This is a genomic window from Stenotrophomonas sp. CFBP8994 (assembly GCF_034044835.1).
Taxonomy (GTDB): Bacteria; Pseudomonadota; Gammaproteobacteria; order Xanthomonadales; family Xanthomonadaceae; genus Stenotrophomonas; species Stenotrophomonas rhizophila_A.
In genome coordinates this window covers 95,567-121,671 of record NZ_JAXCWT010000001.1, presented here as the reverse complement: position 1 = coordinate 121,671, position 26,105 = coordinate 95,567, and the positions used below count along the sequence as shown (strand labels likewise).

26 protein-coding genes are annotated in these 26,105 nt (G+C 53.3%); 16 read left to right on the top strand and 10 right to left on the bottom strand.

Going from position 1 to position 26,105, the window contains the following annotated elements:
- Positions 1-1,038 carry an HNH endonuclease signature motif containing protein gene (locus SOM39_RS00620; RefSeq protein ID WP_320457178.1) on the bottom strand — a complete coding sequence of 346 codons (1,038 nt, stop codon included), beginning with the start codon at positions 1,036-1,038 and terminating at the stop codon, positions 1-3.
- A gap of 416 nt (positions 1,039-1,454) precedes the next feature.
- On the opposite strand from SOM39_RS00620, the gene SOM39_RS00615 reads away from it, so the two are divergent.
- The 12 genes from SOM39_RS00615 to SOM39_RS00560 all read left to right on the top strand — a co-directional run bounded on the left by SOM39_RS00615 (position 1,455) and on the right by SOM39_RS00560 (position 14,372).
- On the top strand, positions 1,455-1,901 hold the full coding sequence (locus tag SOM39_RS00615; protein ID WP_261996894.1) for a hypothetical protein: 447 nt from the start codon (positions 1,455-1,457) through the stop codon (positions 1,899-1,901).
- A gap of 14 nt (positions 1,902-1,915) precedes the next feature.
- A complete protein-coding gene (locus SOM39_RS00610) occupies positions 1,916-2,527 on the top strand; it encodes a hypothetical protein (RefSeq protein WP_261996893.1) in 612 nt (203 codons plus the stop codon).
- Positions 2,528-2,570: 43 nt separating this feature from the next.
- Positions 2,571-3,386, top strand: coding sequence for a hypothetical protein (locus SOM39_RS00605; RefSeq protein ID WP_261996892.1), 816 nt, complete (start codon positions 2,571-2,573; stop codon positions 3,384-3,386).
- An 82-nt stretch (positions 3,387-3,468) separates the two neighbouring features.
- Positions 3,469-3,948 carry a hypothetical protein gene (locus SOM39_RS00600; protein WP_261996891.1) on the top strand — a complete coding sequence of 160 codons (480 nt, stop codon included), beginning with the start codon at positions 3,469-3,471 and terminating at the stop codon, positions 3,946-3,948.
- Complete coding sequence (locus tag SOM39_RS00595) at positions 3,945-6,758, top strand: TraG/TraD/VirD4 family protein (RefSeq protein ID WP_261996890.1); 2,814 nt, start codon at positions 3,945-3,947, stop codon at positions 6,756-6,758. Before SOM39_RS00600 ends, SOM39_RS00595 begins: the two co-directional genes overlap by 4 nt.
- Positions 6,759-6,861: 103 nt before the next feature.
- On the top strand, positions 6,862-7,368 hold the full coding sequence (locus SOM39_RS00590) for a hypothetical protein (protein ID WP_320457177.1): 507 nt from the start codon (positions 6,862-6,864) through the stop codon (positions 7,366-7,368).
- A gap of 103 nt (positions 7,369-7,471) precedes the next feature.
- Positions 7,472-8,041: a hypothetical protein gene (locus tag SOM39_RS00585; RefSeq protein WP_261996888.1), complete on the top strand. Its 570-nt coding sequence runs from the start codon at positions 7,472-7,474 to the stop codon at positions 8,039-8,041.
- Complete coding sequence (locus SOM39_RS00580; RefSeq protein WP_261996887.1) at positions 8,038-8,442, top strand: hypothetical protein; 405 nt, start codon at positions 8,038-8,040, stop codon at positions 8,440-8,442. The genes SOM39_RS00585 and SOM39_RS00580 overlap by 4 nt, the downstream gene beginning before the upstream one ends.
- Complete coding sequence (locus SOM39_RS00575) at positions 8,439-9,068, top strand: hypothetical protein (RefSeq protein ID WP_261996886.1); 630 nt, start codon at positions 8,439-8,441, stop codon at positions 9,066-9,068. Before SOM39_RS00580 ends, SOM39_RS00575 begins: the two co-directional genes overlap by 4 nt.
- Before the next feature lie 478 nt (positions 9,069-9,546).
- Positions 9,547-10,911, top strand: coding sequence for a type IV secretion system DNA-binding domain-containing protein (locus SOM39_RS00570; protein WP_320457176.1), 1,365 nt, complete (start codon positions 9,547-9,549; stop codon positions 10,909-10,911).
- Positions 10,912-11,002: 91 nt separating this feature from the next.
- Positions 11,003-13,825 (top strand): MobF family relaxase, encoded by a 2,823-nt coding sequence (gene mobF, locus SOM39_RS00565; protein ID WP_320457175.1) that lies wholly within the window; start codon positions 11,003-11,005, stop codon positions 13,823-13,825.
- Between the two features lie 61 nt (positions 13,826-13,886).
- The gene (locus SOM39_RS00560; RefSeq protein ID WP_261996883.1) at positions 13,887-14,372 is read left to right on the top strand and encodes a hypothetical protein; all 486 of its coding nucleotides are present in this window, start codon (positions 13,887-13,889) and stop codon (positions 14,370-14,372) included.
- Positions 14,373-14,415: 43 nt separating this feature from the next.
- Here SOM39_RS00560 and SOM39_RS00555 read toward each other — a convergent pair whose 3' ends face one another.
- Positions 14,416-14,838, bottom strand: coding sequence for a hypothetical protein (locus SOM39_RS00555; RefSeq protein ID WP_261996882.1), 423 nt, complete (start codon positions 14,836-14,838; stop codon positions 14,416-14,418).
- A 131-nt stretch (positions 14,839-14,969) separates the two neighbouring features.
- Between SOM39_RS00555 and SOM39_RS00550 the strand changes: the two genes are divergently transcribed.
- A complete protein-coding gene (locus SOM39_RS00550) occupies positions 14,970-15,689 on the top strand; it encodes a hypothetical protein (RefSeq protein WP_320457174.1) in 720 nt (239 codons plus the stop codon).
- On the opposite strand, the gene SOM39_RS00545 is transcribed toward SOM39_RS00550, so the two are convergent.
- The 7 genes from SOM39_RS00545 to SOM39_RS00515 all read right to left on the bottom strand — a co-directional run bounded on the left by SOM39_RS00545 (position 15,690) and on the right by SOM39_RS00515 (position 23,272).
- Entirely contained in the window at positions 15,690-16,139 is a 450-nt protein-coding gene (locus tag SOM39_RS00545) for a hypothetical protein (protein ID WP_261996880.1), read from the bottom strand.
- Positions 16,140-16,343: 204 nt separating this feature from the next.
- Positions 16,344-18,401, bottom strand: a complete 2,058-nt coding sequence (locus SOM39_RS00540) for a YadA-like family protein (RefSeq protein WP_320457173.1) — start codon at positions 18,399-18,401, stop codon at positions 16,344-16,346.
- Positions 18,398-18,772, bottom strand: a complete 375-nt coding sequence (locus SOM39_RS00535) for a hypothetical protein (protein ID WP_261996878.1) — start codon at positions 18,770-18,772, stop codon at positions 18,398-18,400. Before SOM39_RS00535 ends, SOM39_RS00540 begins: the two co-directional genes overlap by 4 nt.
- Positions 18,773-18,885: 113 nt before the next feature.
- Entirely contained in the window at positions 18,886-19,404 is a 519-nt protein-coding gene (locus SOM39_RS00530) for a hypothetical protein (RefSeq protein WP_261996877.1), read from the bottom strand.
- A gap of 76 nt (positions 19,405-19,480) precedes the next feature.
- Entirely contained in the window at positions 19,481-21,640 is a 2,160-nt protein-coding gene (locus SOM39_RS00525; RefSeq protein WP_320457172.1) for a fimbria/pilus outer membrane usher protein, read from the bottom strand.
- Positions 21,640-22,266: a fimbria/pilus periplasmic chaperone gene (locus tag SOM39_RS00520; RefSeq protein ID WP_261996875.1), complete on the bottom strand. Its 627-nt coding sequence runs from the start codon at positions 22,264-22,266 to the stop codon at positions 21,640-21,642. The genes SOM39_RS00525 and SOM39_RS00520 overlap by 1 nt, the downstream gene beginning before the upstream one ends.
- A gap of 112 nt (positions 22,267-22,378) precedes the next feature.
- Positions 22,379-23,272 (bottom strand): M15 family metallopeptidase, encoded by an 894-nt coding sequence (locus SOM39_RS00515; protein WP_320457171.1) that lies wholly within the window; start codon positions 23,270-23,272, stop codon positions 22,379-22,381.
- A 228-nt stretch (positions 23,273-23,500) separates the two neighbouring features.
- Between SOM39_RS00515 and SOM39_RS00510 the strand changes: the two genes are divergently transcribed.
- From SOM39_RS00510 to SOM39_RS00500, 3 genes are all read left to right on the top strand, one after another.
- The gene (locus tag SOM39_RS00510; RefSeq protein ID WP_320457170.1) at positions 23,501-24,532 is read left to right on the top strand and encodes a hypothetical protein; all 1,032 of its coding nucleotides are present in this window, start codon (positions 23,501-23,503) and stop codon (positions 24,530-24,532) included.
- A gap of 242 nt (positions 24,533-24,774) precedes the next feature.
- Positions 24,775-25,005, top strand: coding sequence for a DUF6538 domain-containing protein (locus tag SOM39_RS00505; RefSeq protein WP_320457169.1), 231 nt, complete (start codon positions 24,775-24,777; stop codon positions 25,003-25,005).
- 328 nt (positions 25,006-25,333) lie between these two features.
- The gene (locus tag SOM39_RS00500; protein ID WP_320457168.1) at positions 25,334-25,576 is read left to right on the top strand and encodes a hypothetical protein; all 243 of its coding nucleotides are present in this window, start codon (positions 25,334-25,336) and stop codon (positions 25,574-25,576) included.
- Between the two features lie 60 nt (positions 25,577-25,636).
- On the opposite strand, the gene SOM39_RS00495 is transcribed toward SOM39_RS00500, so the two are convergent.
- Positions 25,637-25,939: a hypothetical protein gene (locus SOM39_RS00495; RefSeq protein WP_306988268.1), complete on the bottom strand. Its 303-nt coding sequence runs from the start codon at positions 25,937-25,939 to the stop codon at positions 25,637-25,639.
- Between the last annotated feature and the right edge of the window lie 166 nt (positions 25,940-26,105).

The window sequence follows — 26,105 nt, the reverse complement described above, 5'->3', positions numbered from 1 at the left end:
TCAGCAGGGTTGAAGAGATAAAAGGCGAGCTTCCAGGACGGCATAAGCGCCGTCTTTGGAAGCGTCGACGATTCGCTCATGGTGATAGAGGGCGAGCCGCTGGCTGCGGTTTCGCTCTACCATCGCGGCACTTTTCCGACGCTTCCGCAGTGCGTCAGGCTTGTCAGATAGCGCCCGTCTTGCGTCAGGGCAGCGGGCGAGCTCACCGAACTTGCTGGCCTGACCAGGCCGTAGGCGCGATCTGAGAGCAGCCACAGACCGCACATGGTCCGGCCAGAAGTCTTGCCACTCGCTACCGAGCGCATGTGCGTCTTTGCCTGGGAGTCGCACGGACACGATGAGTGCGTTGAGATCGATGAGTGACCAAATCAGGCTCAGGAAGCGCCTTGGATCAACCTGGTAGACGCTCACAACCTCTCCCAGTCGCACTAGACGGGCACTCTGGAACTTGGTCAGCACACGAGCAGCACCCAAGCTCTCTGCATCACCAGAGCGCCGTGCAAAGCCAATGAGGGCCAGGTCAGACGAGTGATGGGCGAAGACACGAAAGCGTGGCTCAGCCCACCGCTTAGCCAGGTGCCTCAGCACAGTGCACTTCATCGAATTGCGGGTGTGAGGCGTCCAGTGGTTGGCAGAGCGAGCTAGCAACTCCAGACGCCGCTGCACCAGGTCGGTTGGAGAAAAGCCCAAGGCGCGGCCGTGCGGTGGAAGGCGTGGGGCAGCGGTTGGGCTGCAGAAAGCATCGCCCATGCTGAGCAAATCTGAAGTGCCACGTCTGCGATTGCAGCGCTCACAGCATAGAAAGCAGTTTGAGAAGTCATCCGGGCCGCCGTGCTCAATGGGAACGATCTGAGCAACGACGATTGACGATCTCTGGGTGAAGTCAGACGCGCAGATAGGGCAGGAGTTCTGCATCGATCTCAACTGCTCTCGAAGTCTTGCGGGCAGATTGAATGACTGTCGAGCTGATAATTGTGAAATGGCTTTGCTGAAATTCGTCAGCGGATCATCAAGCGAACTTTGCTTCGCTTCGTTCACTTGCTCGATCCAAATTTTGTCTGCTGTCTCCATAAAAGCTGTGGTCTCCCGTTGATGCTTGATCTCATTTTAGTGAAGCAGAAATTGAGATCGGCGCAAGAGTCAGCATCGAAAAGAAAGACCAGGAGCGAAAAGAAAAGGCAGAAGCGTCGGCTAGCGGAACGGCAAAGGCATCGTCATTTTTACAAGTCTAGATCATACACATGACGCACCTTTGGGTGTTCCGCGCTGATCCCCGCGCGCCCTGTGTAGATCCTCTGAGAGCTTTGCACCGCAAGGATTGAAAGAAGCCCCCGACAAGGGGCTTTTTTAATGCCTTCAATTCCCCTCAGCATCTTTCGCTAAATAATTATAAGCAGGCCCCTTGCCAATTCACGGAATCGCCTTACGGTCAATTGATGCCAAACGGAGAATTTATGAAGCTGATCAAAAGAAATGTATTACTTGAGAGCGATCAATTGAGATCACTCAGCGCAATGGCAATTCGGAAAAGAACAAGCGTCAATGAGTTGGTGCGACTAGCTGTCGATGGATTGTTGAACGATCAACTGTTCAACGAGCTCCATGAAAAAACAATGCAAGAGCTTAGGAATTTTGCTGACCGCGAGGAAAAGCGACTGACAGAAGTTCGTAGAGAACTTCTTTCAGATCTAAGTGCAGGAGTCCAGGCAATGAACGAGGCATCCGAGCGGCACATCGAACGAAGCACTGATCTGACTAAGGCCTTTGTTCGCAATCTTTCAGATGCATTGAACGGTGAGCCGATCCAAGAAAAAGCGATGCCGGCAGTGAGATCGAGCCGAGAAATATTGAATGGGATGCAGAGTCAAGGCGTCACCAAAACTAACAACAACCCTAACTAACGAAGGAGATACAAATGAACAAACTAAAATTAACGATGATCGCAATGCTTGCTTCCTCGCTCGCTGGATGCGCCACCATTGACCAACTTGCCGGTGGAAGCGCATCTCCGGTTAGCAAAGGCACAGTCGCGAAAGGTGCAGGAATTGGCTGTGCAGCGGGTGGTGCGCTCGGGGCCATCTTCGCAGGCAAAGACGGTGCGCTGCGAGGCTGTGCGGCAGGCGGATTAATCGGTGGAGGCTTTGCTTACAAGCAAGAGCTCGCACGAGCCAGAGAAGCCGCAGATGCCGCTCGCTTGGCGGGAATGAAAGCCACTGTGGACGTGAAGACCGAGACCACTGCCGATGGGAAGGCCACGGAAAAGTTCCAAGGCCTAGTGGTTGAGTATGACCCTGCATCTGTGGTCAAGCCGGACGAAAAGACCAAAGCTTTCTTCGACAAGCTCGGCACGATCTTGAAGTCTTCAAAGAATGAGCTGACTGTTAGAACGGAGGGTGGGGCGGGGTGCTTGGCAGTCGTCGGTGAACTCAATGGGCGAGCAGCTTTGGCAAAACACAAACTCGACAATCAATGCGGAAATGTTCCAACCCACCGCATCTTAGTCTCCCCGCTGCCGGAGCTGAAATAAGTGGAGCCCTTCGGGGCTCTTCTTATCTCAAAAGGAGATCAAGATGAGTATTAGTGACTACGAACGAAGAAAACTATTGGAAAAAGCTGCAAAGCTTAAATCTGAAAAAGAAGGTGGATCATCTTTTCCAAGTCCTCTTAACAAGCAGCAAGTTAAAGATCGGAAGCTGGATCAGCGCCTGGAACAGACACAGGTCGCAGCCAAAGCGACTGCACAAGCCACGAGCAAATTTGCCAAAGAGCTTGCGGCCAAGACTGCCAAGCTTGCCCAGGAACAAGCGCAGCGTGCCAAAGCAAAGGCAGATGCTTGGAGGCAAGCACAGGATGCGAAGCGAACAGAGCACGAAGAGGTTAAGCGGATCCAGGATGCTGATCTTGGTCGGGAAGAGCAAAACCCGATCATTGAAAGCTCACGTGATGCCATCCCTAAATCGCAATCGAAGCCCACCGTCAAAGTTCTGGTTTCCGTAGCGATCTTGACGTCTCTTGCAGTAGCTGGCGCATGGCTCTGGGCTCAACACGACAGCAAAGAGGCTACTGAGAAGCACCAGGTCACAACGACGCCACAGCTAACAACCTCAGCACCTCAGGTCCAGGAAGCGCCCAAAGCTCCTGAGCCCGTCCAGGCCATAGAGCCTGTTCAAGAAGTGTCTGTAACGCCCATTGTCGAGGAACAGCCAAAGTCGGTTGAACCCAATCCCCAGAAGGTAGAACGATCACCTGCACCCAACGCGTTTGTTCGCGCACCCAAAGAGCGATCAGCGATGCGACAACATATTGAACAACCCAAGGCAAAGCGGAGTGATTGGGTAGACAAAGCAAACAATGATCTCGATCACTTCGCAGAGCAATTAAAGTAGACAAAAAGCGCAGCTAATATGTTGCGCTTTTCGCTTTTTGGCTTATTGCTGATCTACCACTCAAAAAAAATAGGAGATCAGTGTGTTCGAAAGTTTATTTCGCCAATTTAGAACAAAGGTCAAAAGCGCAGACGGCTCGCGCTGGATGCATCTTCACGGAAGGCTTCTCATTGGAAGCGTTGAAAGCAAGGGATTGGGTCCGTTGCACCCCGATGTTATTCGCACTTACTACTACTTCCACAAAGACCGCTATCCGTTGGACGGCGTCATGACCCAGGCGGGATGGGGGCGAGACTGCCAAAGAGCAGATATACGTCGACGAGTCGAGACCAGCTATGTCGGTGTCTATGCATGCTTGCTTAGCACAGCCCTCATCACTGCCATGTTACTTGCCTTCATGATGATGCTGGGCCTAGGTTCTCTTGGAAGCAAGGTAGGTAGTGCAGTTGGTCTCGCGCCGTCATATCAAGCTTGCAAGGCGCAGTATCAGAAATCAATCGAGACTGGATCAGATGTAAACCCGAAGTGCCAAGAAGTTATGGAAAAGGCGGGCGAACTATGATCCCGACTATCTTTCAGGTGCTGAGTGTTCTCGGCAAAGTCCCGGGCTTGAAGCGATTTGTTGATGTTGAAGCGTCAATCCAAGAGCGCACCAATGAAGAAATTCATGAAGTGGTCGGCGCATTCGATGACTTCGTTAAAGTCCCAAGCAACATTCTTGTCGATGTCAAAGAAGAAGATCAGGCTATTGTAGAAGCATATGGGGCGATTCAATTCCCTGATGGGTCCTGGCACGTAAGCGATGATTTGAAGCATTCGAAGGATCTTGAATCGTGGATGCCTAACGCGACTGACGACATGATCGTGCGCTTCGAGAATTCTAAGATCACGCGCTCTGGCAAACCAATGGACGCCGTAGTGCTACCTCAAGACACGATCACTGGATCTGTCTCCTCGGCAATGCCATTGATGTTCGCAGCGCTTCCGGTAATCGCATGCGCAGCCTTCATTCTTAGTCGCTTCTTCGGAGCTTATGGATACTTGGCTCTTCTTGCAGCAGTGCCATATCTCAAGGCTATTCGTGTCGACAAATCAGCCTCTCACGCTATTGGCTCTTTCTTCTGCTTGCTGATCGGACCACTATTTGTTGGCATCCAATCGTTGGGTGGTGCGGGCGTGGCAGCATTAAGAAGTCTCATGTCCGGACCGGGTTTAATTCCGCTGGGAATAGTGTTTTTGGTTGTCGTTACCCTCACGTTTGCTTGCTGCTATTTCAGTAGCAAGCAAGGAACCAAACATGAGAAATCACTCGATCTATTCGCGAGAGCGTTGAAGGTCGAAGTCTCATTCGTTGTCTATGCCGTGGCTGTGTCGCTCCTTCCCGCACCGCTGAGCCTAATCTTTATTTTTGCAGTGCCGAACTTGTATTGCATTCGCTACACACAGATTGAGCGCGAAACCCGCACATCTGAGACATCGTCAAACAGCAATCATTTCACAATAGGACGTCATGAGAACACTGCTCGCGGAATGATGAAGAAGCAGTGGATCGCCCAGGCGCTGCGTGCACTCAATGATAAAACGCCGCTTATTCCTTTAGGAAAAGCCACTGGCTTCTTGTTCAACAAGATGTATCGCTTTGCGCCCGTCCCCGGAAAAATGCTGGTGGCTTCGTTAAAGGACACTTCTCAACACATCTTGGTCATCGCCAAGTCTGGTGGCGGCAAGACCTTCTGGCTTCGAAAGTTCATGGCATTGGTCAAGTTGACGAAATGGGCAGGAGCCATTGTCGGTGACGGCAAAAATGTGCTGGTTCGCGAAGTGATGAGCTTGATGGATATCGTGATTGAGCCTGGTATCAACCTGTCTCTAAGCCAAGGGATGAATGCTCAACAGCTTGTCCAGGCGTTTAGAGAGTTGAAGCGAAAGGGCAAAATGTCCGAGGACGAAAGCAGCTTCTGGACAAGCATGGGCTTCATCGTCTTAGAGCACGTAGCGATGATTGTTGAAGCGGCATGCGAAGCCGAGAAGTTTGTTCGCAGCAACACGGCACTATTGATCTCTGACGAAGAACAGCAGTTGATCAAATTCACTTCCATCGAGCGATTGGCTGAGCTGGAGGGTGATCAAGAGCGATTGTCGCACGCCAAAAATGCAATTGCTGAGACCAGAGCAAATATCCGCAAGTTGGAAGCATCTTTGAAGCAGCCGCGCTCGTGCTACTGGACAATTGGTCAGATCCAGCGCTTCTTAAATGTAGTCAATCAGATCAAGCAAACAGAAAAAGGGTTCGAGCTCCACGAAGAGTTCCGGGGCGCGTTCGACTTCATTGAAAAATCTGGCTATCTGAATGTGGCGGATGCAGCCAACCAGATCAAAGGGTCAGTCTCGTATTTCGCAAACACCTGGGCAGTGATGGCACCTGAAACCCGCACCAGCATCACTTCGAACATCGACAACGCCTTGAACGACGTTTTCCGTGGGCGACATCTCAAAAACGCGGATGGAGTTCTGTGGGCCGACACCGAGACAGGCATCGACTTTCAAGGCGTGTTGACCAATAAGCTTTGGATCGGGGTGAACTTGCCAACCATGGTCCATGGGGTGGGTGGACAGATCACAGCAGACATCGTGCGAATGCGAGTCTACAACCTCATCAAAAATCGCCCTGTCAATTGGGCTGACCTTGAAGGGCACAACCCTGTCTTCAACTTCATCGATGAGGCTCAGTCGGTCATCGGCGAAGCAGAGCGTGATTTAATCGCAATGGCACGAAGCTTGGGCTGCTACTTCGTGTTCTTGACGCAGAATATCAGCTCCTTCCTTGCTAATTTCAGTGAGCACGGGGCGCACAACTTGTTCGAGCTATTTGCTACCAAAGTTCTTATGCAGAACGAAAGCTCACATAGCACATACAAGTATTTCCAAGAAATGTTGGGCAAAGCCAGGCTCACGCCATATAAAACCGCGTCAGTGGGGATCAACAACCAGGCTATGCTCCAGCGCTACGCCAATAGCGCCCTGGTAGATCCTGAGCACCCCGATGCTGTCTTCATGCAGAAGCTGAGAGAGAAGGGAGTCGGCGCGATCCAGAACTCCTATGTCCACTCCGCTCCCCGACAAATCGACGTAAAGGATGCGGCGCACCGCTTTGAAGACGTTGCTCGAATTAAGAACTTCGATCTTGAAACAGTGCAGGGCACTGAGTTGTCCTGGGTGATGGACGATGATGACTTTGCTAACACGCTCTTCCAGGGCCAGGCCTTGATCGTCGTGTCGCGCGCCGGGTCAACGCGAACGGAAATCTGTGAAGTCGGAGGACTAGAAGCAGATCAAGTGGAGGATTTCATGCGAGAGAACCGTAGGGTCTGATTGCTTAATCTCCATAGAATTAGCCCCGATTGCTCGGGGCTAATTGCTTTACAAGACCCAAAATTGCCTTACGTTGGTTTTACCCCAACTTTGGAGACCATTCATGACAAGCTTTGCAGAAGCACAAAAGAGACGCAACGATTTCTATCAAAACAACCCCGGTCCACAGGTGACAATGACTGATCAAGTCAAATCATTCAAGCAAGACGAGCAAAAGATCACTTCACAAGTGAGCGATGCTCTGAGAACTGAACTTACTTCACTGTCTAAGAGCTCCGATCCGGAGTTGCTTAAATCCAAGGTTAGTCAGGTTGAATTCCAAAGCAAGCTGTCGGTCTATCGCTCTGACCAAATTGCAGAGATCATACAAGCGCAAACGCTGAACGCGGAGCGCGTGTCACGCAGTCAGAACAACGACGGCTATCTGAAGCAGTTCATCAACCGAGATGGCATTGACGAAGAGAAGCAACACGAAGAGAAATTCAATGCATTCATGCGTGAAAATGGACGTGTTCCGGTTGAAGGCGAGATTGAGAAATTCACTCCCAAGCCAACGCTGACTCAGTCGGAAAAGCCCTGGGAACAAAAGCCCAAAGCACAGTCAATATGAAAAAAGGCCCTTCGGGGCCTTTTTCTTATACCTCAATCTCTTGACTTTCGTTGCATCTGCCTTTGACTGATTTTACTCAAACAAAAAAATCGGAGATGCACAAATGATCAATGCTATCGAACGCCTGCCAATCATGCAGCGTGACCTTGTCAGAATGAATGCTCGTGCGAACCCTTGGCAACAAAAGCTCATTGAAGTGGCGAATTCAGTGTGCTTGGGTAGGTCTGATAGTCCCCCTGCCGTTGATGACATCACTTGCATCTTCCTCCACAACCTTTCGATGCTTGATCATCCCAGCGAATGGATTGGTGATCATCGCTATGAAGCTTCCAGCTACGTCGATCACTTGCACGGTCTTCTGATGTTTGGCGCTGATCCAAATGCACAGTTGAGCAACGGGCGCAATCTCTTGGATGTTCTCACCGCCGAAGGCCGATATTGGTGCTGGAAAGACGCAAGCGAGAACATCCCAGACCTTGTGCTTGCTGCTTTTTCGCTCGGCGCTGTCGCATCTGCTGATGCAGCTAAGGCAATGATCCTTCCTGTCTATCAGAACATCCACGCTGGTCAGATTGATCACGAGAGTAATCACATTGTCTCATTGATCGACCGCGTGTTGCTTGATCAAACTTCGGCATATGTCCCGCTGACCAAGATTGGAGTTCGTTTATGAGCAAGAAGCCAATATTGATCAGCCATTCGTTCAGTAGTGGTGGTCTGTCGTTTTGTCTTGTTGATGAAATCTACTTTGACGAAGCCAATTATGAGCTTATCAAAGTCGACTTGGCTGCTCCGCCCCTGCCACCGCTTGCCCATACTCCGATGGCGATGCAGGGATTTAGGGTAAATCATTTGTTGCGGGAGGTGCGTGACATCGCTCGTGATCTTAAGAGGCCCGTGCGATCAAGTTCGGGCTGCAATTCTTGGAAATGTGATCTAGATATTGCCCAGGAAGAACTTGAGAGCAAGAAGCGCCATGAAATAGACCGTATAGATCGACTTCTAGATCAGAGGGGCGCACTACAAAGAAATACGCCTAAGGTAAGTCTTGTTCATAAGCCGGTGCGCTTATGAGGAACATCCTTAGTAGATTGATTGATGCGAGTAGGGGGTCCATCTGGGACGGCTTTGGGATCCTTCGTCATGACTATGACGAAGGGCTGATCGACTTCATGTGCGGTTCGAGGCAGGTGAGCTGGCGTGGGCCCGAGAGGGCGCTTGTCGTTGGGGAGCTCGCTGAAAAGCTGTCAATGTGCTGCCCGGAGCTAGACCCCGAAGAAAAGGACATCGAGTTAGCCGAAATGGCTGCTAAATCCCAGCATCAGGGCCCTGAGTCCTGGTTGTTCCGTGAAATGAGGGATCTGGTCGTTGATGGTGCCAATCCCGAATTTTTGACTGAGCAAGGCAGCTACTTGCAACTACTCATGCGGTATTACTCCATAGCGCGTTCGCTAGAGCACGAGTATGACGCGGATGTTGTTGGGGACCTACTGCTCTGCCTGTCAAAGATCGATAGTCTCGATGTCTCCTCCGAGAACGCGGCTGTCGTCGCCGCCTTGCTGAATTGTGAGAGTCCGGCAGGGTCGCCGTTGATCACTGCTGACGATGTCAGGTCGTTGGCTGCAAGCAATGATCGAGCCGCTCTTGAACGATCCACTTTGCATGTGTTGGCGCAGCCACAAGCTTCCAGGCGTCTATGAAGGCAGTGGTCTACAACGCCTTCGGCAAAGTCTCGACCTCCATTCCGCCGAGCCAGCCAGTGCGGCGGGTTGACCATGGCGTAGCCCTATTCCTGATCTTGTTCCTAACTGCCTATCCAGGCCTCACGTGGCTCACCTGGCAGCTTCCAGGTAGCCCACTGAGCCCGAGCCTGTCATTTGACCTCTTGGGGGCACCCGCTGCCCTCTTGCATTGGCTTTCTCTTGGCTCGCTCTTCCCCAATGCCGCTCATGCTTACACCAGCTTCCTTTGGGAGCCTTGGAAGGTGTGGGTCCGGGTTGGTCCCTCGCTGTTTGTGAGCTTGGCAGTAGCAACCTGGGTAGGTGCAAAGGCGCTGGAACCCCGGTCCAACACTTGGCATGTGTCCGGCCCAAGTTTGCTGGATGGAAAAGCAGCGATCAGAGAGGCACGTCGCCGCTCGATGAAGCCACGGCAGATCAAGGAGGATGGATGGCTAGGATGAGCTTGAAGCTCCACCCAGAGTTGCACCTACCCAAGTCTCACTGGTCGAGGCACACGCTCTTACAGGGCTCAGTGGGAAGCGGCAAGACGCAGATCTTGTTGCCGATCATTGAGCAGATCATCCGGGCGGATCACAAGCTGTTTTTGTTCGACACGAAGGGCGACTTCACGAGCTACTTCAAGAAGCCGATCATTGTTTGCCCTTTCGATGAGCGCTCCTACTATTGGGACATAGCCGCTGACTGCCGTTATCCACTGCAAGCCGCGATGCTTGCAGAGATCCTCATCCCTGGGAGCCCTGATCAAAAAAATGGTGATTTCTGGTCGATGGCAGCAAGGCAGCTGCTCGTCGCCGCTATCCGATCCCTTCAAGTGGAAACGCCCGGCGTGTGGACGTGGGCCGATCTGGCATTGCTCAAAAACCAGTCGGCGGCGGCCATGCTTCCCATGATCCAGGAGCACTTTGATTCTGCGAGTAGCTTGGTAGAGAACACGGAGAGTCAGACCACAGCCTCATTGCTGTCTACGCTTGTTGCTCAAACGAAGATGATCGATGACATGGCCATGGCCTGGCCCGTGCGCAAAGAGAATCGCCGCTTTGCCATCACGGAGTGGGCTCAGGATGGCGATAAAGGACGCAAGCAAGTCATAGTGCAAAGCGGCCCAGAGGAGGGCATGACGAAGGCTTACATCAGCGCTTTGGTCAATCTTGCGATCCCAGAGATCATCTCCCCTAAGCTCCCAGATGCGGAGAAGGATCGCTTCATTGGGTTTGTCTTCGACGAGCTGGCGACGGCCGGTAGGCTCAACATCGGTCCTCTGATTGACAAAGGCCGAAGCAAAGGAGTGGTCTTCATAGGGTGCTATCAGAACATCGCCCAAGTAGCCCAGGTCTACGGCGATAAATTCGCCGAAGCGATGTCGTCTATGGTCGGCACTCACATCATCTGTCAGTTGCAGATCGGTGAGACAAGAGAGAAGGCCGCTCAGCAACTTGGCAAGCATCGTGTTGCGTATCGAACGCATGATGACAACGTTGCTGTCCATGAAGAGAGCAGGGCACTTATCAGCCCAGGTGAGCTTACAGACCGCCTTGGCCCGCGCAAAGGCAAGCACTACGGCCCGCATGGTTTTGGGGTGCGAGCAATCGTTCAGATGGGCGGAGATCCATTGCTCTTGGACTTTCCTGGTGTCGTCATGAGGACCAAGCGTCCTGGGCAGATCCCCGCTCGCTGGATGACTCAACCTCACCAGCGCAACAACCTGGCCATTCCCGGACCTACTCAGGCTGCATCTCTTAGCGCTCAGCCAAAGCGGGTGGGGATGACGAAAGAAGAGATCGATCAGTTCTTTCGAGAATGATGCAAAGCATCCACACCCAACCACGTCCTTTGATCTTGACGTTTGCTCTGAATGCCTTTGACTGATCACATCACATTAGAGGAGATCAGTCTTGATTCCAATTACCGCACTTACAGCGCAAGGCAGGAACAAAGACGGCAAGGCAGTCGTTGAATATCTGCTCGCTACCGAGGGCCTAGTTCGCTACTACAACGGCGAGGTTCAAGAGGTCTCGGCGTCATATTGGGGCGGTAAGCTCGCGCATGAAATCAAGCTCGCTGGCGTTGCTGTGGACGGTAGGCATATGCTCTCTCTATGCGACGGATTTCATCCTTTCACTCATGAACCGCTTTGCCAGAATGCCGGCGAAAAGCCGGTCCTGAAACCAAAGTTCGATGCGAAGGGTGCTCCGCTCCTTGATGAAGATGGCAACCAGGTCATGATTGAACAAGGCGGTCACCGAGTTGGTTATGAGCTGACGTTTAGCGCACCAAAGTCGTTGTCCACCGTGTTTGCACTGGCAGATCAAGACGAGCGAGAGAAAATACTGGAAGTCCAGCGTAGGGCTGTCGAGCGGGCCTTTGGCTACATCGAAAGCAAGGTCGAGACCAGGCGTGATCAAGGTGGCAAGACTGTCATCCCAGTCGATGGGTTGATCGTCTCTTTTCATCAGCATCTAAGTTCAAGGAATCTGGACCCTCAGATTCACACCCATGCGCTTGCCATGGGTGTTGCGAAGGGGGCCGATGGGAAGTGGGGCACATACGATAGCTACGAGATTTTCGCTCATCGCAAAGCGGCTGATGAGATCTACAAGAACGAGCTCGCTGCGGGCTTGAAAGCCTTGGGTTACAAGATTGAACAGCACGCCGAGGTCAATGCCCTGGGCGAGAAGACGGGTGTCCGCACATGGGAGGTCCTTGGAACTGAGAAACTATCGAAGCTCTGGTCAAGTCGTCGCGAAGACATCTTGAAGCATCAGCAAGAAAACGGGGGGACGATGCAGCAAGCGTCTCTTGCTACACGCAAGCACAAGGATGAACCTACCTTCCTTGAGCTAGTTGAAGCCTGGAAACAGGATGCTATTGAGTTGAAGAAGCAGAACCCCGAGCTTCTGATGACGATTGATGAGATCAAGCAGCAGAAAAGCACCAGGGAGTTCGTCCCTGCTACTGACGAAGAGATCTTGGAGCTTCTCCACGAGAACGAAGCAATTTTTGATGAAAAGGAGCTTCGCTTTCGGTTAGGCCAAGCCAACTCTGGGATGATTGATTCAAGGCAATTAGACGTCATGGTCTCGGACTTCATCCAGCGCAACAACCTTGTGCGTGTCTGCCCTGAGCGAATCCACACGGACGACATGGGCTCATCCCTTGCTCGCCGGCATACAGAGGAGCGCTTTGCAGCCCCGTGGATGGTGTCCATGGAGCAGGAGATCCTGCATAAGACACTGAGCCGCGAAGGCGAGGTTTTCCAACATGTGCCGCTCGATAAGCTCAACGACGCCATCCAAGCCTTCGAAGCCGCAAAAGGCTTCCAGATAAGTGCAGAGCAGCGGGAAGCGGTGGAGCACCTCACCGTCGATACAGGGGGCGTGGGCGTGCTTTCAGGGCTTGCTGGGACTGGTAAGACGACAGTGAGCCTGATCTACGCAGAGGCCTTCAAAGCTGATGGGCGCACCGTGCTAGGAGCCTGCGTTTCGAACGAGGCGGCCGAAAAGCTTCATCAGGAATCGGGCCTTGTGTGCACCAGCGTTGCCAAGCTGATCAGTGACCTGGACAAGTCCAAGCTCAAACTGACGGATAAGCACGTTGTCGTCTTAGATGAAGCAGGAATGGTAGACAGCCGCCAGACTCGGGACCTGATGGCCTATTGCCAAAAGGCAGGAGCAAAGCTCATCTTGCAGGGTGACCAAGAGCAGATTCAGCCGGTGGGTGCGGGCTCGGGCATGTCCATTGCAAAAGAGGCCATTGGCGACGCAAAGCTCACTGAAATTCGTCGTCAGAAGACTGCTCAGGATCGTCATACAGCAGGGCTCTTCTACAACTATGGCGCTGATGGCAAGGTGCGGAACGCAGACAAGGTGCAGTCACGCAGTGACATCATTGAGAAGAGCAAGAAGATCTTCCAAGCGCTTGCAGACAACGGCCAGGTAGACGAATGGGCGACCAGTGAGCAAGCCAAAAAGGCGTGCATCAAAGCCTATTTCAACAGTGCTGCACCTACCCAAGAGCGTCTCATTCTTGTTCACTCGAACGAGGATATGCAGGATCTCAATCGACGGGTCCGTCAGGAATTGAAGGCGAGAGGTCAGGTAGACAAAGAGGACTTCACTTTCCGATCTATTGGAAAAAATAGGGTGTTTCGTGACCTTACGTTGAGCCGGGGTGATCAGGTCATCTTTAACGTCAAAGATGAAGGCCTGGATGTCATCAACGGGACCAAAGGGACGGTGAAGAGCATCAAGCGAAGCAGTGCGGGTGGGGTGACTCTTGGGGTGGAGATCGAGCGCAACGGGGTCACGAAGACGATCCGCTTTGACTCGCATGAATACAGTGCTCTTGATCTGTCATATTGCTCAACGATCCATAAGGCCCAGGGCCAGGGCAAGACGGACGTCTTTCACCTGGGTCATGCGGGGATGACCGACAACCAGAGCGCTTTGGTGGCCTTTACCCGACTGACGAAAGGCAGCTATACCCTGTTTGCCGATTCGATGAGCCTGGACCAGATTAAAGGGAAGCTTGGGCAGCAGCGGCTCAAAGAGAACGCCATCGAGGTGAAGAAGCCAATGCGGGCGAAGCAGCCGGACCTAAAGAACGAGTTTGAGCAGCTGGGTCAGCAGCTGGGGCAAAAATTGAAGGTCAATTTCGGCTTCGTTGAGCGTTTGACCGCTCGTCGGAATAGGCAGGCTAGGATGGCGTTAACACGTTGATTCTGCTCTAGATATGGTGCAGCATTCCCTTGCCGGGGTTGGCCTGGTCAAAGGAATGGACATGAGCTTTCTTACCAAGTTCTCCAACATCTTGAACCAGCAAAACAAGGAAGCTGTGGATCAGGGGCTTGATAGCATCCATGGTGACCAAGTCGCTCACCAGGCCGACCGGGCCCGGGCCTATCGGGGACAGGCGCGCACCGCTCAGTTCCAGAACGTGCAGCTCGCAAACCAGGTCCACGATGCAGCTGCGGAGCTTGCCGTGGTCAAGGCACAGCTTGCAAAAGAGCGAGAGAAGACAAAGCTCTTCGAAGACTGCTTGATCGGGGATCATGCGGTCATTTCGACGCTCGAAAGCGTGATCCGTGTGCTTCGACCGTCAGATCTGAGCGATGAAGCGCTGCGTGAGCTTGTCAACGAGAAGGTGAGCAAGGCGCGTGTCAGTTCGGAAGTTGTTCAGGGGGGTAAAAATCGACTCACCATCTTGCAAGAGGGTGATGAGTTCTCTGATCACCCCGATGGCGGGTTCTTCTACGAGTTCTACTGAGCACCTTTTCAATGAAAAACCGCCGAAAGGCGGTTTTTTTGCGTCAGGCACCTGGAACTCTTGCGCGTCCAACGGTTACGACGTGCTCGCGAACACGTGGGATGGCTTCTGATACACGACCTGCGAGAAGGATCAACGCTGGATCGCTGTTATACATCTTGACCCACATGCGCTCTCGGATACACAGATCAAGCACCCGAACCTGCTTAAGCAGTTCTTCGTAATCGGGGATTGCAAGTCCGCGAAGCATCGTGACGCTACCAGACAGCGATGATCCCATTTCTTCCCAAAGATCTGCTGATTCTGCCTCACCAAGCGCACTCTGCACGCCTGAGTAGACCATCATCCACCGCGCAAAATCTTCCGTCACATTGAGGTCCTTGCTGTAACGGTAGTAGCCATAAGCCTTGGACAAAATCCAAATTCCAGCCGCGCACAGGGCGACTGTCCCAATCAATTCAAGCATCCTTGCAGCATCCATGGAAAATTGTGGAGGCACTATACATCAGGTTTAATAGCTTGGGGCTCCAGTCTCTGACGATGATTGCACGATCAAATTACGGCCGAAATCTTGACACCTAGCTGATTCGCCTTTTGATGAAAAGACCCATCAGAGGAGATCACAATGAAAAACATCCCACATCCACTTTTGCTCTCAGTCGTTGTGGCGAGCTTCGTCACCATGCTCGTGCTTTGGCCGAGCTATGGAGCTTCGCCCTTCCAACTCTCTACATACATGGCATCAGCTGCCCTCGCACTGGCTCTGTGCTTAACGCGCTTGAAGAAGATCTTGGTGGCAGAGCGAGTAAAGGCCAAGCGATGAGGTCTCGAGGCTTTGCACTCGTCGAGCTCAGCCTTGTCGTTGGCCTTGCTGCGATAGCCGGTGTAGGTGCCTGGATGGCCTTCGGTCCCACATCCGCTGGCACAAGGATCCAACAAGAAGCGGCAAGTCTTACCCAACTGGCTGACGCCATCGCTGCGGACTTCGCCGTCGAAGAAGGGCGCTATCAAAGCGTCAGCACAGCAAGCGCCGTTGAGCGTGGGTTGGCCCCGTCTGCCTGGGTAGTCGGCCAGGAACTGAACTCTCGTAGCTTAGGCAGCATCGAGCTCTCACCCCTCAATGCAGGGCAGGGCTTCCGAATCACCGCGACTGCAGTCCAGGCGAACCTGTGCCTAGGGCTGGTGCAGAGCTCTGCCAGGGCGTTTTCGGAAGTCCACGTCAATGGTGTGCTTGTCTACTCTCGACGTTCAATCAATCACAGTGCGTTAGCTGAGAGCTGCGCCGAGGGTGGCGAGGTCGCCTTTGATCGTCGTTGATCAGCGAGAAGCGGCATTCAAACCCGCTACGATCTCATCAATGAACTGCTTCTTGCCGATGAGCGACAGCATGTCTTCGCCGAACTGAACGGGGGGCTCCATGGCTGAAACGAACATCACACCATTGCCGCGACCAACTAACGAAACGCATTCTGCACCGCTTACCGCAGTGACATAGCCAATGTAGAAGATGAAGGGTTTTTCGTGCCGGACACATTTTACAGCGGTCGTTCCGTGCTTCTCAAAAAAATTCCTGATAGCCGCATTGTTGACATGCCCGATCAAGACTTGGTCGTCCGTGTTCAACGAAGTCTGCGTAGCGGCGAGCAGTTTGTTGACACCAGCAATGTCCACTGCATATTTGACGACGACAAAAACGACGAGTGAAATGCCGCATGTAGGAATAGCGAGTGCAAGTGCTGCGATTAAGGAGATGATAAAAAGTGGCACACTTCACTCCGTTGAAGCTGGCTGAATAGACAAATGACTAGTGACTGATAGTATTGCAGTTGTTGATTTTTGTGAAGTAGTTCACAGATCCGACGGCGGACCCGCCACCGTCCCTAATACAAAAAAGATGGGGGCTCCCTCACTCAAAAAGGGAGCCCCCGCCCAGGGAGAAGGAGATCGGATCTCCCTGGGGTTGAAGAATAATTATTGGCCGAGGTTGACTGAGATCCCGATACCACCCTGCACGGATCCGCCGCCCATACCTTTTGAGAAGCCTGCTGAGAGGTTGACCTTCTCACTCACGCGGGCCTTCCAACCCACCGCCACAGCAGCTTTGTTGCCATAGAAGCCAACGCCGGCTGTCGCATGCACTTCGCCGATGACGCCAGAAGTCTGGGCACCCATCATGCTGGCGAATGCTGCCGATTGTGCCCCTTGGATCTTGACGTCACGTTCCAGGTTGCCAATGCGTTGAGTGGTGTCTTCCCATCGATCCGACGACTGTTGCTGCATGTCATAGAGCTGACCGCCATTGACCGCGTCTGTTGATCCCTGGGAGATCGAGCCGTTGCCCACCCCGGTTACCCGGTTGCCACCAGCGTTGATTCCATCACCGTTGATGATGGTCTTGGCTACCTTGATCGATCCTTGATCGCTCAGCTCGACTTGATTTGAGAGGCTCACAGTAGTGCTCCCATCTACTTGGGTCTGAACTTCGATGTTCTTGCCAGCTGCCACATTGGCCGAGCCGTCATTCCCATCTTGACCTGGATCGCCCTTATCGCCTTTGTCGCCCTGCGCTCCTGTCTCACCTTTCTCGCCCTGCGGTCCAGGAGTGTTGGATCCACCGCCGCCTGGTGCGTTCTCCAAGCCGGTCACCCGTCCATCCAGGTCTGCCAGAGCATCCCCCACGGTGTTGTAGCTCGCACCGCTTAAGAAGTTGAAGCTTGGAGCTGTGATGGTGTTTGTGACCGCGTTGTAGCTGGCTCCGCCACCCAAATAGCTGGTGGTCGAAGAGAGAGCGCTTTGGGTGTTGGTGACTTGAACGGAGACGCTGTTGAGCTGACCCATATTGACCGCGTCAGTCTCATCTAGGCCGCTCGCGATGTTCGTCAAGCGAACAGGCTGACCTGCGGCGCTCCCAAAGCTCGCGGTCATTGATTCGGTGCACGATGCACCGTAGCCAATGGCAATACAGTCCTGGCCGGCCGTTGCGTAAGCACCCAAAGCCACCGACGATTCGCCAGCAACGGTTTGATGTCCGCCCGCAAAGGCAGAATCACCCGCTGAACTGAGGCTTCCGATGACCGTCGATCCATAGAGCGAAGCCGCGCTATCTGCGCCAATCACCGTGTTGTAGGTGCCAGCTGCCTTGGCCCCGGGACCTGCTGCTACGACCGACTGACCGCTCGCTTGGGTGGCATCCGTGCCATCTGATACGGGAGATGTCGCCTTAAAATAGGGGGAGGCTGATCCACTGCTTGGCTTGTTGTCCAAGGCAGTTAGAGCAGCTCCAACAGTCGTGTAAGTGCCTGTGGAAAGAGCATAGCTTGGAGCATTGAAGGCACCATTCGTGAAGCTCGCTCCACCGCCCAGTGATGCAGCAAGTGGTGCAATCTGGCTCACGATCACCGCGTCATTTGCGGCCTGGCCGGCTGCAACATTGACAATGCGGCGACGTAAGCTGCTGTCACCCACAGAAACGGTGTTGGAGCCGCCATCCGTCGAGCCGTGGCCTAAGGAGACGGCATTTTGGGACGACGCTTCGCCACCAATAGCGATTGTGCGAGCACCAGTAGCTTGCCCGCCGATGGCAATCGCTGAGCCAAACATGCTGCCATTGGCCACTGCGCCTGAGCCGATGGCAATGCTGCCGATGGTGCCGGCGTAAGCTCGGTAGCCCAGGGCTACCGCTTGCTGGCCAGCGACAGAAAAATTGCCGATTGCCGAACCGCCCCAGGCAGATGAGGCCGTATCGCCAAAGGCAACGCCGCCGTCTGTATTGTTAGCCCGATTCCCAACGACAGTGGCCGTTCCGATTGGGTTGGCATCGATGGAGTTGTCTGTGACTCCTCCGGTAGTCAGCCACGCCGAAGCGCCGTTGCCGAGCACGAGACAGCCGACTACACCATTGTCCCGGCATGTGGCGTTCTGGGAGCCTTTGATGATCATTTGATCGCCGACTGTGTCAGCCATGGCCGGATGGGCGAAGGCTGCAAGTGCCAACGACAGCGCAAGTGAGAGTTTGCGGAAGGCATTCATTGCTTCACCCCACAGACAAACATGGGGCCAGGCACTGCGCTGATCTTTCCGTCTTTGCTTGGCTTAGAGATCACGACTTCTTGGAAGCTCGCTCCTTTCTTTGATGCAAAGGTCGCGGTGTAGCGCCCGTCTCTGCCTGTGCGTGCTTCCGCGACGGGTGATGTTCCCTGGTTGGCGCGAACAACGATATGGGCGTCAGAGACGAGTTCGTTAGCAACGATCAGTGCGCCTTCGACTGTGCAAACGCCGTTCTGGAAAGTCACTGTTGGCTTGACGGCCGCATTGAATGCTTGCGGATCGACAGTTGTGATCACTGTTGCAAATGTGGGGGCTGATAAAAAGGCAAGAAGTGGGATAAATAATTTAAACACTGGATCTCCGTCTCGTTGAGTTGTCTTTAACAAAACAGAAAAAATCTAAAGCGCAAGACGTTGATCACAAAAAAAACCGCCCGAAGGCGGCTTTCTTTTTTAACTTGGCGATCTTAGTAAGAAATCGTGATTTGACGTTCGGCCGTGTAAGTGCCGACAGCTGCATAAGTCGCGTCTGTGTTGACAGTGATGCGAGTGCTAAACACTTGTTCTGCGCCAGTCCCCACAGAGCTCAATGCGGCGTTGTTTGCAGTGGTGCTAAAGGGTTGCCAGTTCGACGGACCGCTCAGGCCAAAGCTTGCGCGTGCTTTGATTTCTTTGGATGTGGCGGCGTCAGTCATCACGAAGTTGCCGGACGCGTCGGCGGTATCCATCTCAACCGTGTAGGGGAGGTCTTTGTTGCAGGTGACAGTCAGATCCTGGATCGCAGAGAGCGCGACCAGGACGCTTCCCTCGTCTTTGTCGCCAAGTTGCATGAAGACATCTTGCGGGATGGCCATCGTGCAGATCGCTGCTTGAACGGCAGTGACGTTCATTGTCTGCGTCTCAGTCGCAGCAAAAGCCGGATTTGCCGCTGCCATTGCCAGGCCAAATGCTAAGCCGGTAGCAATGGTAATTTTATTCTTTAACATCGATTGATCTCCTTCATTGATAAGCGAAATTGCTTAGGATCCAATCGAAGCTAATGCGAATTTTAAATTGCGCAAGTCATTGGCACTCAATTTCTTCAAGATCTTTGTCGTCCTTATCGATGGGAAGGACCCCACTGCAAGTGACGCTATCTGTTTTGATCGTGATGCTTCTGCCAGGGTTGTAGGTGGGAAGGAATATTCGGCCGTCATCAGCGATTGGAACTTCCAAGTCGTCTGCGACCGCGACCCCTGAACTACGCACGATCTTCCCTTGGAACATCGCTCGCAGTTCTAGCGGTTTGATGTAAGAGATTGGGAAGATCACTTTGCTTCCGAATAACCTTAGCGGCGTCGTTGTCTGGGTGCGCTCGTTGACCTGGGCATCGAGGGGCAGGGAGCTTACGTCTAGACCAACGTTCGACGTTCGATAGGCGGACAGGGGAAAGAGGGTGTAACCCCGCTTATTGGTGACCTGGCTTGATCCGCTGGCGTTGAGCTTCGCGTTTGATGTATCAGCAACTTCGACGAGAGCAAAGGAGCGATTGAGAGTGCGGCCGACAAGTGCACCACCTTCGCCAAGCCAGATTGAGCCTCCATACCGGCCTGACAGGCTCGTTTGACCTTCGCGCGTCGTGGACTGTGCTTGGAAGCGTCCTGAGCGGGTGTCGAGCCCGACATTGCCATAGGACCCCGAATCAGAGGCCCCAACTCCATAGTTGATCCTTCCGGCTCTGCTGTTGAATGCCAGGCTCTTCTGGTCATCACTGAAAGACATGCTCGCCCGCTGCCGGGTGCCAAGTTGACGGGTGTAGAACACATAGAAGCCGCTCTCATCGCGGTCTCGATAGAGCTGGGCGCTCAGGGTGCTGTTGGCACCGGAGTAGCGTCCTGTGAGGCTCAGGCGCTCGTTCTGAGCTCCCGAGGAATAGGTGTTCGAAGACCAAGACAACCCAACCTGGAATGGGCGATGGGTGTATGAAAGGCTCGCCAAGTTGCTGCGTGTGATGACCGATCCACCGCGCCATTGGTCACTGAGCTGCCAGCTGTCCGTTGAGCGTTTCTGGGTCTGAGCGTTGATGGACCAGTTGCGAGTCTGATAGCTGTATCCAGCCAAGTAGGAGAGAGCGTTTTGCCTATCTGAGTGGCTTGCCAGACTGCTTAGAGTGAGGACACCAGCGGTCCCGAGGACGACAGTTGCATCCAGGCCCAGGTTCGCGTTCTGCCCCGTCATTTGTGCAGAGGAACCGAGCGTAAAGAAAGGGCTCAGGCCCCTGCGGTAGAAGCCCGCGAGAGCAAGATCTCGGTAGTCGTTACCAATGGATCCGAAGCGGCTCAGGCCGCCAGTCACAGCCCATTCTGATGCCCCTGGGCGCAGGGCACGGTTGGTAAAATAGAAGTCACTCTGGATGATCTGTTCGCGGCCAAACTGGTCTCTCAGCACGACAGACGACGAGTTCAAGCCGTTGAGCATCGATCCCTGTTCAATGGAGTAGGGCCCTTGGTCTAGGTTGAGCTGGCGTTGCCTCTCATTGTTGAGATAGATCTCCGCAGTTGTCCGGCTATCGGCAATGCCAGCGATGACTGGGACGGGGTAGAGATCGCCCGTAAGCTCGCGCTCCGTGCCGACTTTGAATCCCAGCAAATTCGACGTGGACGTGATGCCAAGTGAAGGCGTAAAGACATCCCCGATCTCCACCGATAGACTTTTATTGATTAAGTCCTTGGTCCATGTCGTGAGTCCCCGTGTGTTGGTAGAACCACCCGATTGAAGGTTCAATTGTCCCGTGTTGATCAGCACGCCATCGGCCATGCCTGTGCGCATGTCATAGCCCCAGGATGCTGCCCAGTCGCCTCGATAGGAGCGGATGACGGCGAGATCTTGGTTGATCAAGATGCCCTTCGGTGCGGGGTCTGCCTCTACAAGCGCGTCCACTGATCCAACAACCTGAGGCTTGAAATATCTGCCAGGCACTGTGAGGGTGACGAGTTGCTTCTCATCTTGCACTTCCACCCCTACACCGAGTGCTTTCATGCTTTGGATTGAAGCGAAGTCGCCGACCAAGCCGTAGCTTTTGAGCTTGTCTGATCGCACGAGCAAATCGCCGTCTTCGGTTGTGGTTGCTAGAAGTGCCTCATCGACGGTTTTGCCGTTGATCGCAATGGCATAGATGCTCTCAGCACCATATGAATTCGAACACCAAAGAAGAGGGGCTAGCGCAAAGGCGCGCCAGGCCATTACTCAATCACAAGCTCGGTGGCAACGCCATTGATCAAAGCCTTGACCGATTTCGCGCTGCCCTTGGAGATCCCCATCTCCTCCCCAGGGAGCAGGTAGCCGACGAGGCCTTCCTTACGATACGTCCCGTAATCGATGTTGGCGATTTGGGCAGTGATCAGGCTTGTATTGCGAAGAAGGATGGTTGATCCAGAAGTCTTTGCGGTCACCGTGGCTCGATCAGATGCACGCCAAAAAATAGGGAAGTTCATGTTGAAGACGGGTTCAACCCCAGTCGTCTCCAGCTTCTTGACGTTCTTTTCTTTCACGACGACGCGATAAGCAAGCTCACTTCTGGATGTCTCGGTGTTGATGAAGCGGACCACTTGAGATTTGCCTGCTTCGAGATAGAAGGAGCTTGGAGCGAAACGGATCGCGTCAACTGGTGTGCGGGTCTGCTTTCCATCAACCAAGATCCATTTAAACGCTTGGAGCTGGTATTCCTTCTTGTCATTCGACGTGTTGACGACAGTCAATGAGCCATTGTTCTTACTCGGGTTGATGGTTTGAGCTAATGGTGAGACTTGCATTGCAGTTGATGCAAATGGACAGAGCGCTAGTGCTGCGCTTAATAGTAGATATTTCATTGGATCTCCGGATTTTTTGAGTGTCCTTCACAAATAACCCGGGTCCAAAGATTGTCAAGCTGTGTGCAACAAAAAGCCGCAACGATGTGCGGCTTTGTGCTCTAAATTATGATTAAGAAAAAGAGTAACGATAGACGTCAAGCGCTGCCATGCATGCTCTGCTTTGGCTCTGAACAGTCCACCCCCACAAAGCAAATCGTTCCTTTCCCATTGCGATACAAGTTGCCTCCAAGCCCATTGGGCACCAGGTCGAAACCAGAGCTCGTTCAAGAATTAGAGATGATGGTTCGCCAGCGCTCGCGATGAACTTGGGTAGGATTTGCCCGTGGCGTTTCGCCCATTTGGACCGACCGCACTCAGCTCTCATCTCGACATGCGGGTAGTCTTTAGGAGACGTCCACCGGCCGCCCCAATTTAAGCCAAGAAATTCAGCCAGCTCGCCGAACCGCTGATATCCCGCTATGACATGAGGGTCGCTCAGATCCCAGCTCGGCTTTCCATTGACATAGATGGCGGCATCCAGGGCTAAGCCATAGTTGTGGCAGCTTGACCAAGCTCCAACACTCGTGACCCCAGATGCGGACGCGAGGAGGACGGCTTGGCGTTCAGGGCTTCGATATCCTTCAACTGGTCTTAGATCAAAGCCTTCGTCTCTCATGACATCTTGAATGGCTTCAATCTTCTCTCTCAGGTCAGGGTGAATGCCTTTCCAAATTCGTTCTTGGCCAGGATGGAAGAATCGATAGATCCGTCCACGTGACTTCTTCGTTGATCTTTGTGTTTCGGCTTGGAACGAGATGCTCTTTGACACGACTTCTCCATAGGAAGCAGGAGTTGAAGATCCATAGATGATGCCAGTTGATTTTTGATCAAAGAATTGAGCGTGAGCTGTGCTCGGGCTCACCAGGAAATTCGATGAAGTGAGCTTTGTCCAATAGGGTTCTTGAGCGGCAAGGGCAGTTGTTGGTGTAAGGAGTATGAGTAAGCTAAAAAGCAGTTTGCGCATTGGATCTCCGGTTTTATTTGAGTGTTAATCACAAATAAGCCGGGGTCACGCAATGTCAAGGATTCATCGACCAAAGTTTTCGTGTCGCTCGTTAGTTTTAGCTATCCATTGGCTGGGGCGCAGGCTCGACCTTAAATCAATGGCCGGTGGCTCTGGCGCGGTCTTGACGGCGCGGTTAGCTGACGTAAGAATTGGCAATGCCTTGCCTGGCGTTCACTAGGAACATGCGTGGATTACGGAAATCTCCCCGAGCAATTTCGTTTCAGTCATAACTTCGTCTTTTTCCTGCACGATCAGTTGGTGTCGACATGGAAAGAGGGGGAGAAAGCGGACATCTTTTCCGTCCAGGTTGTTGCGAACGCTCCCATTCAAGAGGGGCTTGGCGGTGATGAGCTGTTCAAGTGGATGACGGAAAACGGCCATCGTGACGAAATCAAGGAGATGTATTACAAGCAGCTCACGTCTGCATTGCTCAGGGACTTCTTAAATTTTCTCTATGAGGCTTTAAGGTGCTCTGCGAAAGGCAAGCTCACGGTCGCATACGCACTCTTGAGGAAGCCTTTGAAAGAAAACCTTCTTCACCTTGAATGGTTGCTCGCTGATCCAGAAGACATGCTTACGGTGTTCGAAGGTGAAGAGCTTAAGGCGAAGTCGATCAGTAAGATGAGTGAGAAGAGGAAATTGGAGCTCATCACACGTGCGATGGAAAATACGTCGCTAGGGGGCTGGATGCAGCCCAAGCTTATGTATGACCTTCGCTACAACAAGCAGTTCGCTTATGGCTATGAAGACCTTTTTCAAAAAGCAAATCATCTTGTAACAACCTTTCCAGGTCTAGAGACAGAGGCGGCTAACTTCAACTTCATATTTTCGACAGAAGAGGCATGGCTGACTCAATGGGAGGGCTTTTATAGCTACCTTCCGCTTGTGATCATGCACACGATTGATGTTGTTGAGGCTATTGTGTCCAGCTTCGCCAAAAGACGAGACGACGTATTGGATTTAACTTTTGTCAGAACTCGGATTGGGTTTGCGCACTGGGTTGATCTCCGTTCCAATGGTCTGGGCTCTACCGAACTCATGACAGAGATCAGATCTATGCTTAACGAGCTGGATTTAGACTGCCCGAATTGCACTGAGCCCGTGCTGTCAGACAACGAGTCCTTGTTCAAGCTTTACGAGCAAAATTCGATTGTCTGCTCTGGGTGCGGATGGACCTTTGACGTCAATTCAGGTGTTGAAGCAGCGGCGGCCGATTAAATTGACGCCCTAACTAAGGCCAGTCGACATCGCTGTGCTTGAGTCAATGGGACTTTGGCAATAGACTCGAAGGACACTCACCAGGACACATTCCGGCTAGAGTTCCTTCTTAATATCAATAGGTTAGTGCTGGGATCGTTTAGTCCCACTCTCTCCGCCACTAGATCCTGAAAAAGTGATCTGGATTGAAATCTTAGTTTGAGTCGATTGGAAGGCAGGAAGCATGCAGAGGAATCACTCGCATGCGCATCGCTCGTCGTCTGAGCCGGCCCGCCACCGGCCGCTGGTCCTTCGTCCAGCGAGTCCCCGTCGAACTTCGCGTCGTGCTCGACTGCCGGCTTATCAAGCGTACCCTCCGGACCAAAGATCTGGCCCAGGCCACGTGCGTGCGGTCGTCCTTTCATCAGCTGTGCTCGACTCTTCGCACAGTTGAAGGGTCAACGCGTGGTCAAGCTCAGCAAGACGGATGCTGACTTGGTCATCACTCGACTGACGGGCGCCGGGGAGTTACAGGAGCCCACGTTGAACCGGAGCGGCTCCCCAGACGCCACGGTCAACGAGCAGTGGCAGATCGAGAGCCCTGGCGCTGTGGAATCCATCCACGGTCAAAATGTGCTCGCAGTCTCGCCATATCGAAGTCTGAGCTTGTCGCGTATGTGGAAGCCAAGCTTTCACTCAAGGCAGTCTGACAGTGGCCTGTTTGGATCCGCCTCAATTGCGAATGAGTCGTGATAGCATTTGTCGGCTGCAAGCTTCCATCGCGGTCATGGACGACTCCCAGCCCAAGCAAGACGGAAAAAGATGAATAGACGTACTTACATCGAACTTGTTCTTGAGTTGTTTGCGTTTATCGCCTTGTCTCTGGCGATGATGGCAAGCGGCAAAGCAGTGGTGATCTTCTCGCTGATCACTATCGCTTTAGTCATCTGGATTCCATTCCAAGCCAATGCGGGCAACCGTTTGACCCGGGCCCTAAGCATCGCGCTCCCCATTGCTGCTATAGCAAGGACTGTCGTTCACTTCCTACCAAACCCTTCGCTTTAGGAGCTGAACTACATGAATGTGCTTGGATGTTGCGCGGCGGCGGCCTTGGCGATCTGTGCCTCAAGCCTCATGCAGGCGGCGACGCAGCGCCCCCACCGCTGCCGCGATAGCCATCGCGGGCACCGCCAGCACCGCTGCGTATACCAGTCCGGCCAGCAACATCGGGCCAAAGCCCGACGCCATGGCCGCCACTGGCACCTGCAGCGCCATGAACAGCAGGCCCCACAGCCACGCATGCCGGGGAAAGCACGCGCCTAGAGCCGCGGCGATCCCCAGTGCGATGGGATAGACGACGGTCCAGAACGCGGGCGCGTCCCAAGGCTCGCGCCCCGGAGTCCGCCAGGCCACCAGGACCCAGAACAAGACGCCTACCTTCAGCGTGACAGCACTTGCTGCAAGAAAACTGCCCGATATCCGCATAGTTATTCTCCCGCACGAACATTCAGCATGCCCCTGTCGCGTTGACGGTGTATGACCAGCACCGGCAGGCGTTTTGCGTATCTGGCGGAGAGCGCCGGATGTCGAAGCA

Bases quoted from the DNA above. Each gene is read 5' to 3' on its own strand.
- SOM39_RS00515 (WP_320457171.1), bottom strand. From the start codon at position 23,272: ATGCGCAAACTGCTTTTTAGCTTACTCATACTCCTTACACCAACAACT.
- SOM39_RS00575 (WP_261996886.1), top strand. From the start codon at position 8,439: ATGAGGAACATCCTTAGTAGATTGATTGATGCGAGTAGGGGGTCCATC.
- SOM39_RS00525 (WP_320457172.1), bottom strand. From the start codon at position 21,640: ATGGCCTGGCGCGCCTTTGCGCTAGCCCCTCTTCTTTGGTGTTCGAAT.
- SOM39_RS00615 (WP_261996894.1), top strand. From the start codon at position 1,455: ATGAAGCTGATCAAAAGAAATGTATTACTTGAGAGCGATCAATTGAGA.
- SOM39_RS00505 (WP_320457169.1), top strand. From the start codon at position 24,775: ATGCGCATCGCTCGTCGTCTGAGCCGGCCCGCCACCGGCCGCTGGTCC.
- SOM39_RS00555 (WP_261996882.1), bottom strand. From the start codon at position 14,838: ATGCTTGAATTGATTGGGACAGTCGCCCTGTGCGCGGCTGGAATTTGG.
- SOM39_RS00605 (WP_261996892.1), top strand. From the start codon at position 2,571: ATGAGTATTAGTGACTACGAACGAAGAAAACTATTGGAAAAAGCTGCA.
- SOM39_RS00595 (WP_261996890.1), top strand. From the start codon at position 3,945: ATGATCCCGACTATCTTTCAGGTGCTGAGTGTTCTCGGCAAAGTCCCG.
- SOM39_RS00570 (WP_320457176.1), top strand. From the start codon at position 9,547: ATGAGCTTGAAGCTCCACCCAGAGTTGCACCTACCCAAGTCTCACTGG.
- SOM39_RS00550 (WP_320457174.1), top strand. From the start codon at position 14,970: ATGAAAAGACCCATCAGAGGAGATCACAATGAAAAACATCCCACATCC.
- SOM39_RS00610 (WP_261996893.1), top strand. From the start codon at position 1,916: ATGAACAAACTAAAATTAACGATGATCGCAATGCTTGCTTCCTCGCTC.
- SOM39_RS00500 (WP_320457168.1), top strand. From the start codon at position 25,334: ATGAATAGACGTACTTACATCGAACTTGTTCTTGAGTTGTTTGCGTTT.
- SOM39_RS00590 (WP_320457177.1), top strand. From the start codon at position 6,862: ATGACAAGCTTTGCAGAAGCACAAAAGAGACGCAACGATTTCTATCAA.
- SOM39_RS00585 (WP_261996888.1), top strand. From the start codon at position 7,472: ATGATCAATGCTATCGAACGCCTGCCAATCATGCAGCGTGACCTTGTC.
- SOM39_RS00540 (WP_320457173.1), bottom strand. From the start codon at position 18,401: ATGAATGCCTTCCGCAAACTCTCACTTGCGCTGTCGTTGGCACTTGCA.
- SOM39_RS00520 (WP_261996875.1), bottom strand. From the start codon at position 22,266: ATGAAATATCTACTATTAAGCGCAGCACTAGCGCTCTGTCCATTTGCA.
- SOM39_RS00530 (WP_261996877.1), bottom strand. From the start codon at position 19,404: ATGTTAAAGAATAAAATTACCATTGCTACCGGCTTAGCATTTGGCCTG.
- SOM39_RS00580 (WP_261996887.1), top strand. From the start codon at position 8,038: ATGAGCAAGAAGCCAATATTGATCAGCCATTCGTTCAGTAGTGGTGGT.
- SOM39_RS00560 (WP_261996883.1), top strand. From the start codon at position 13,887: ATGAGCTTTCTTACCAAGTTCTCCAACATCTTGAACCAGCAAAACAAG.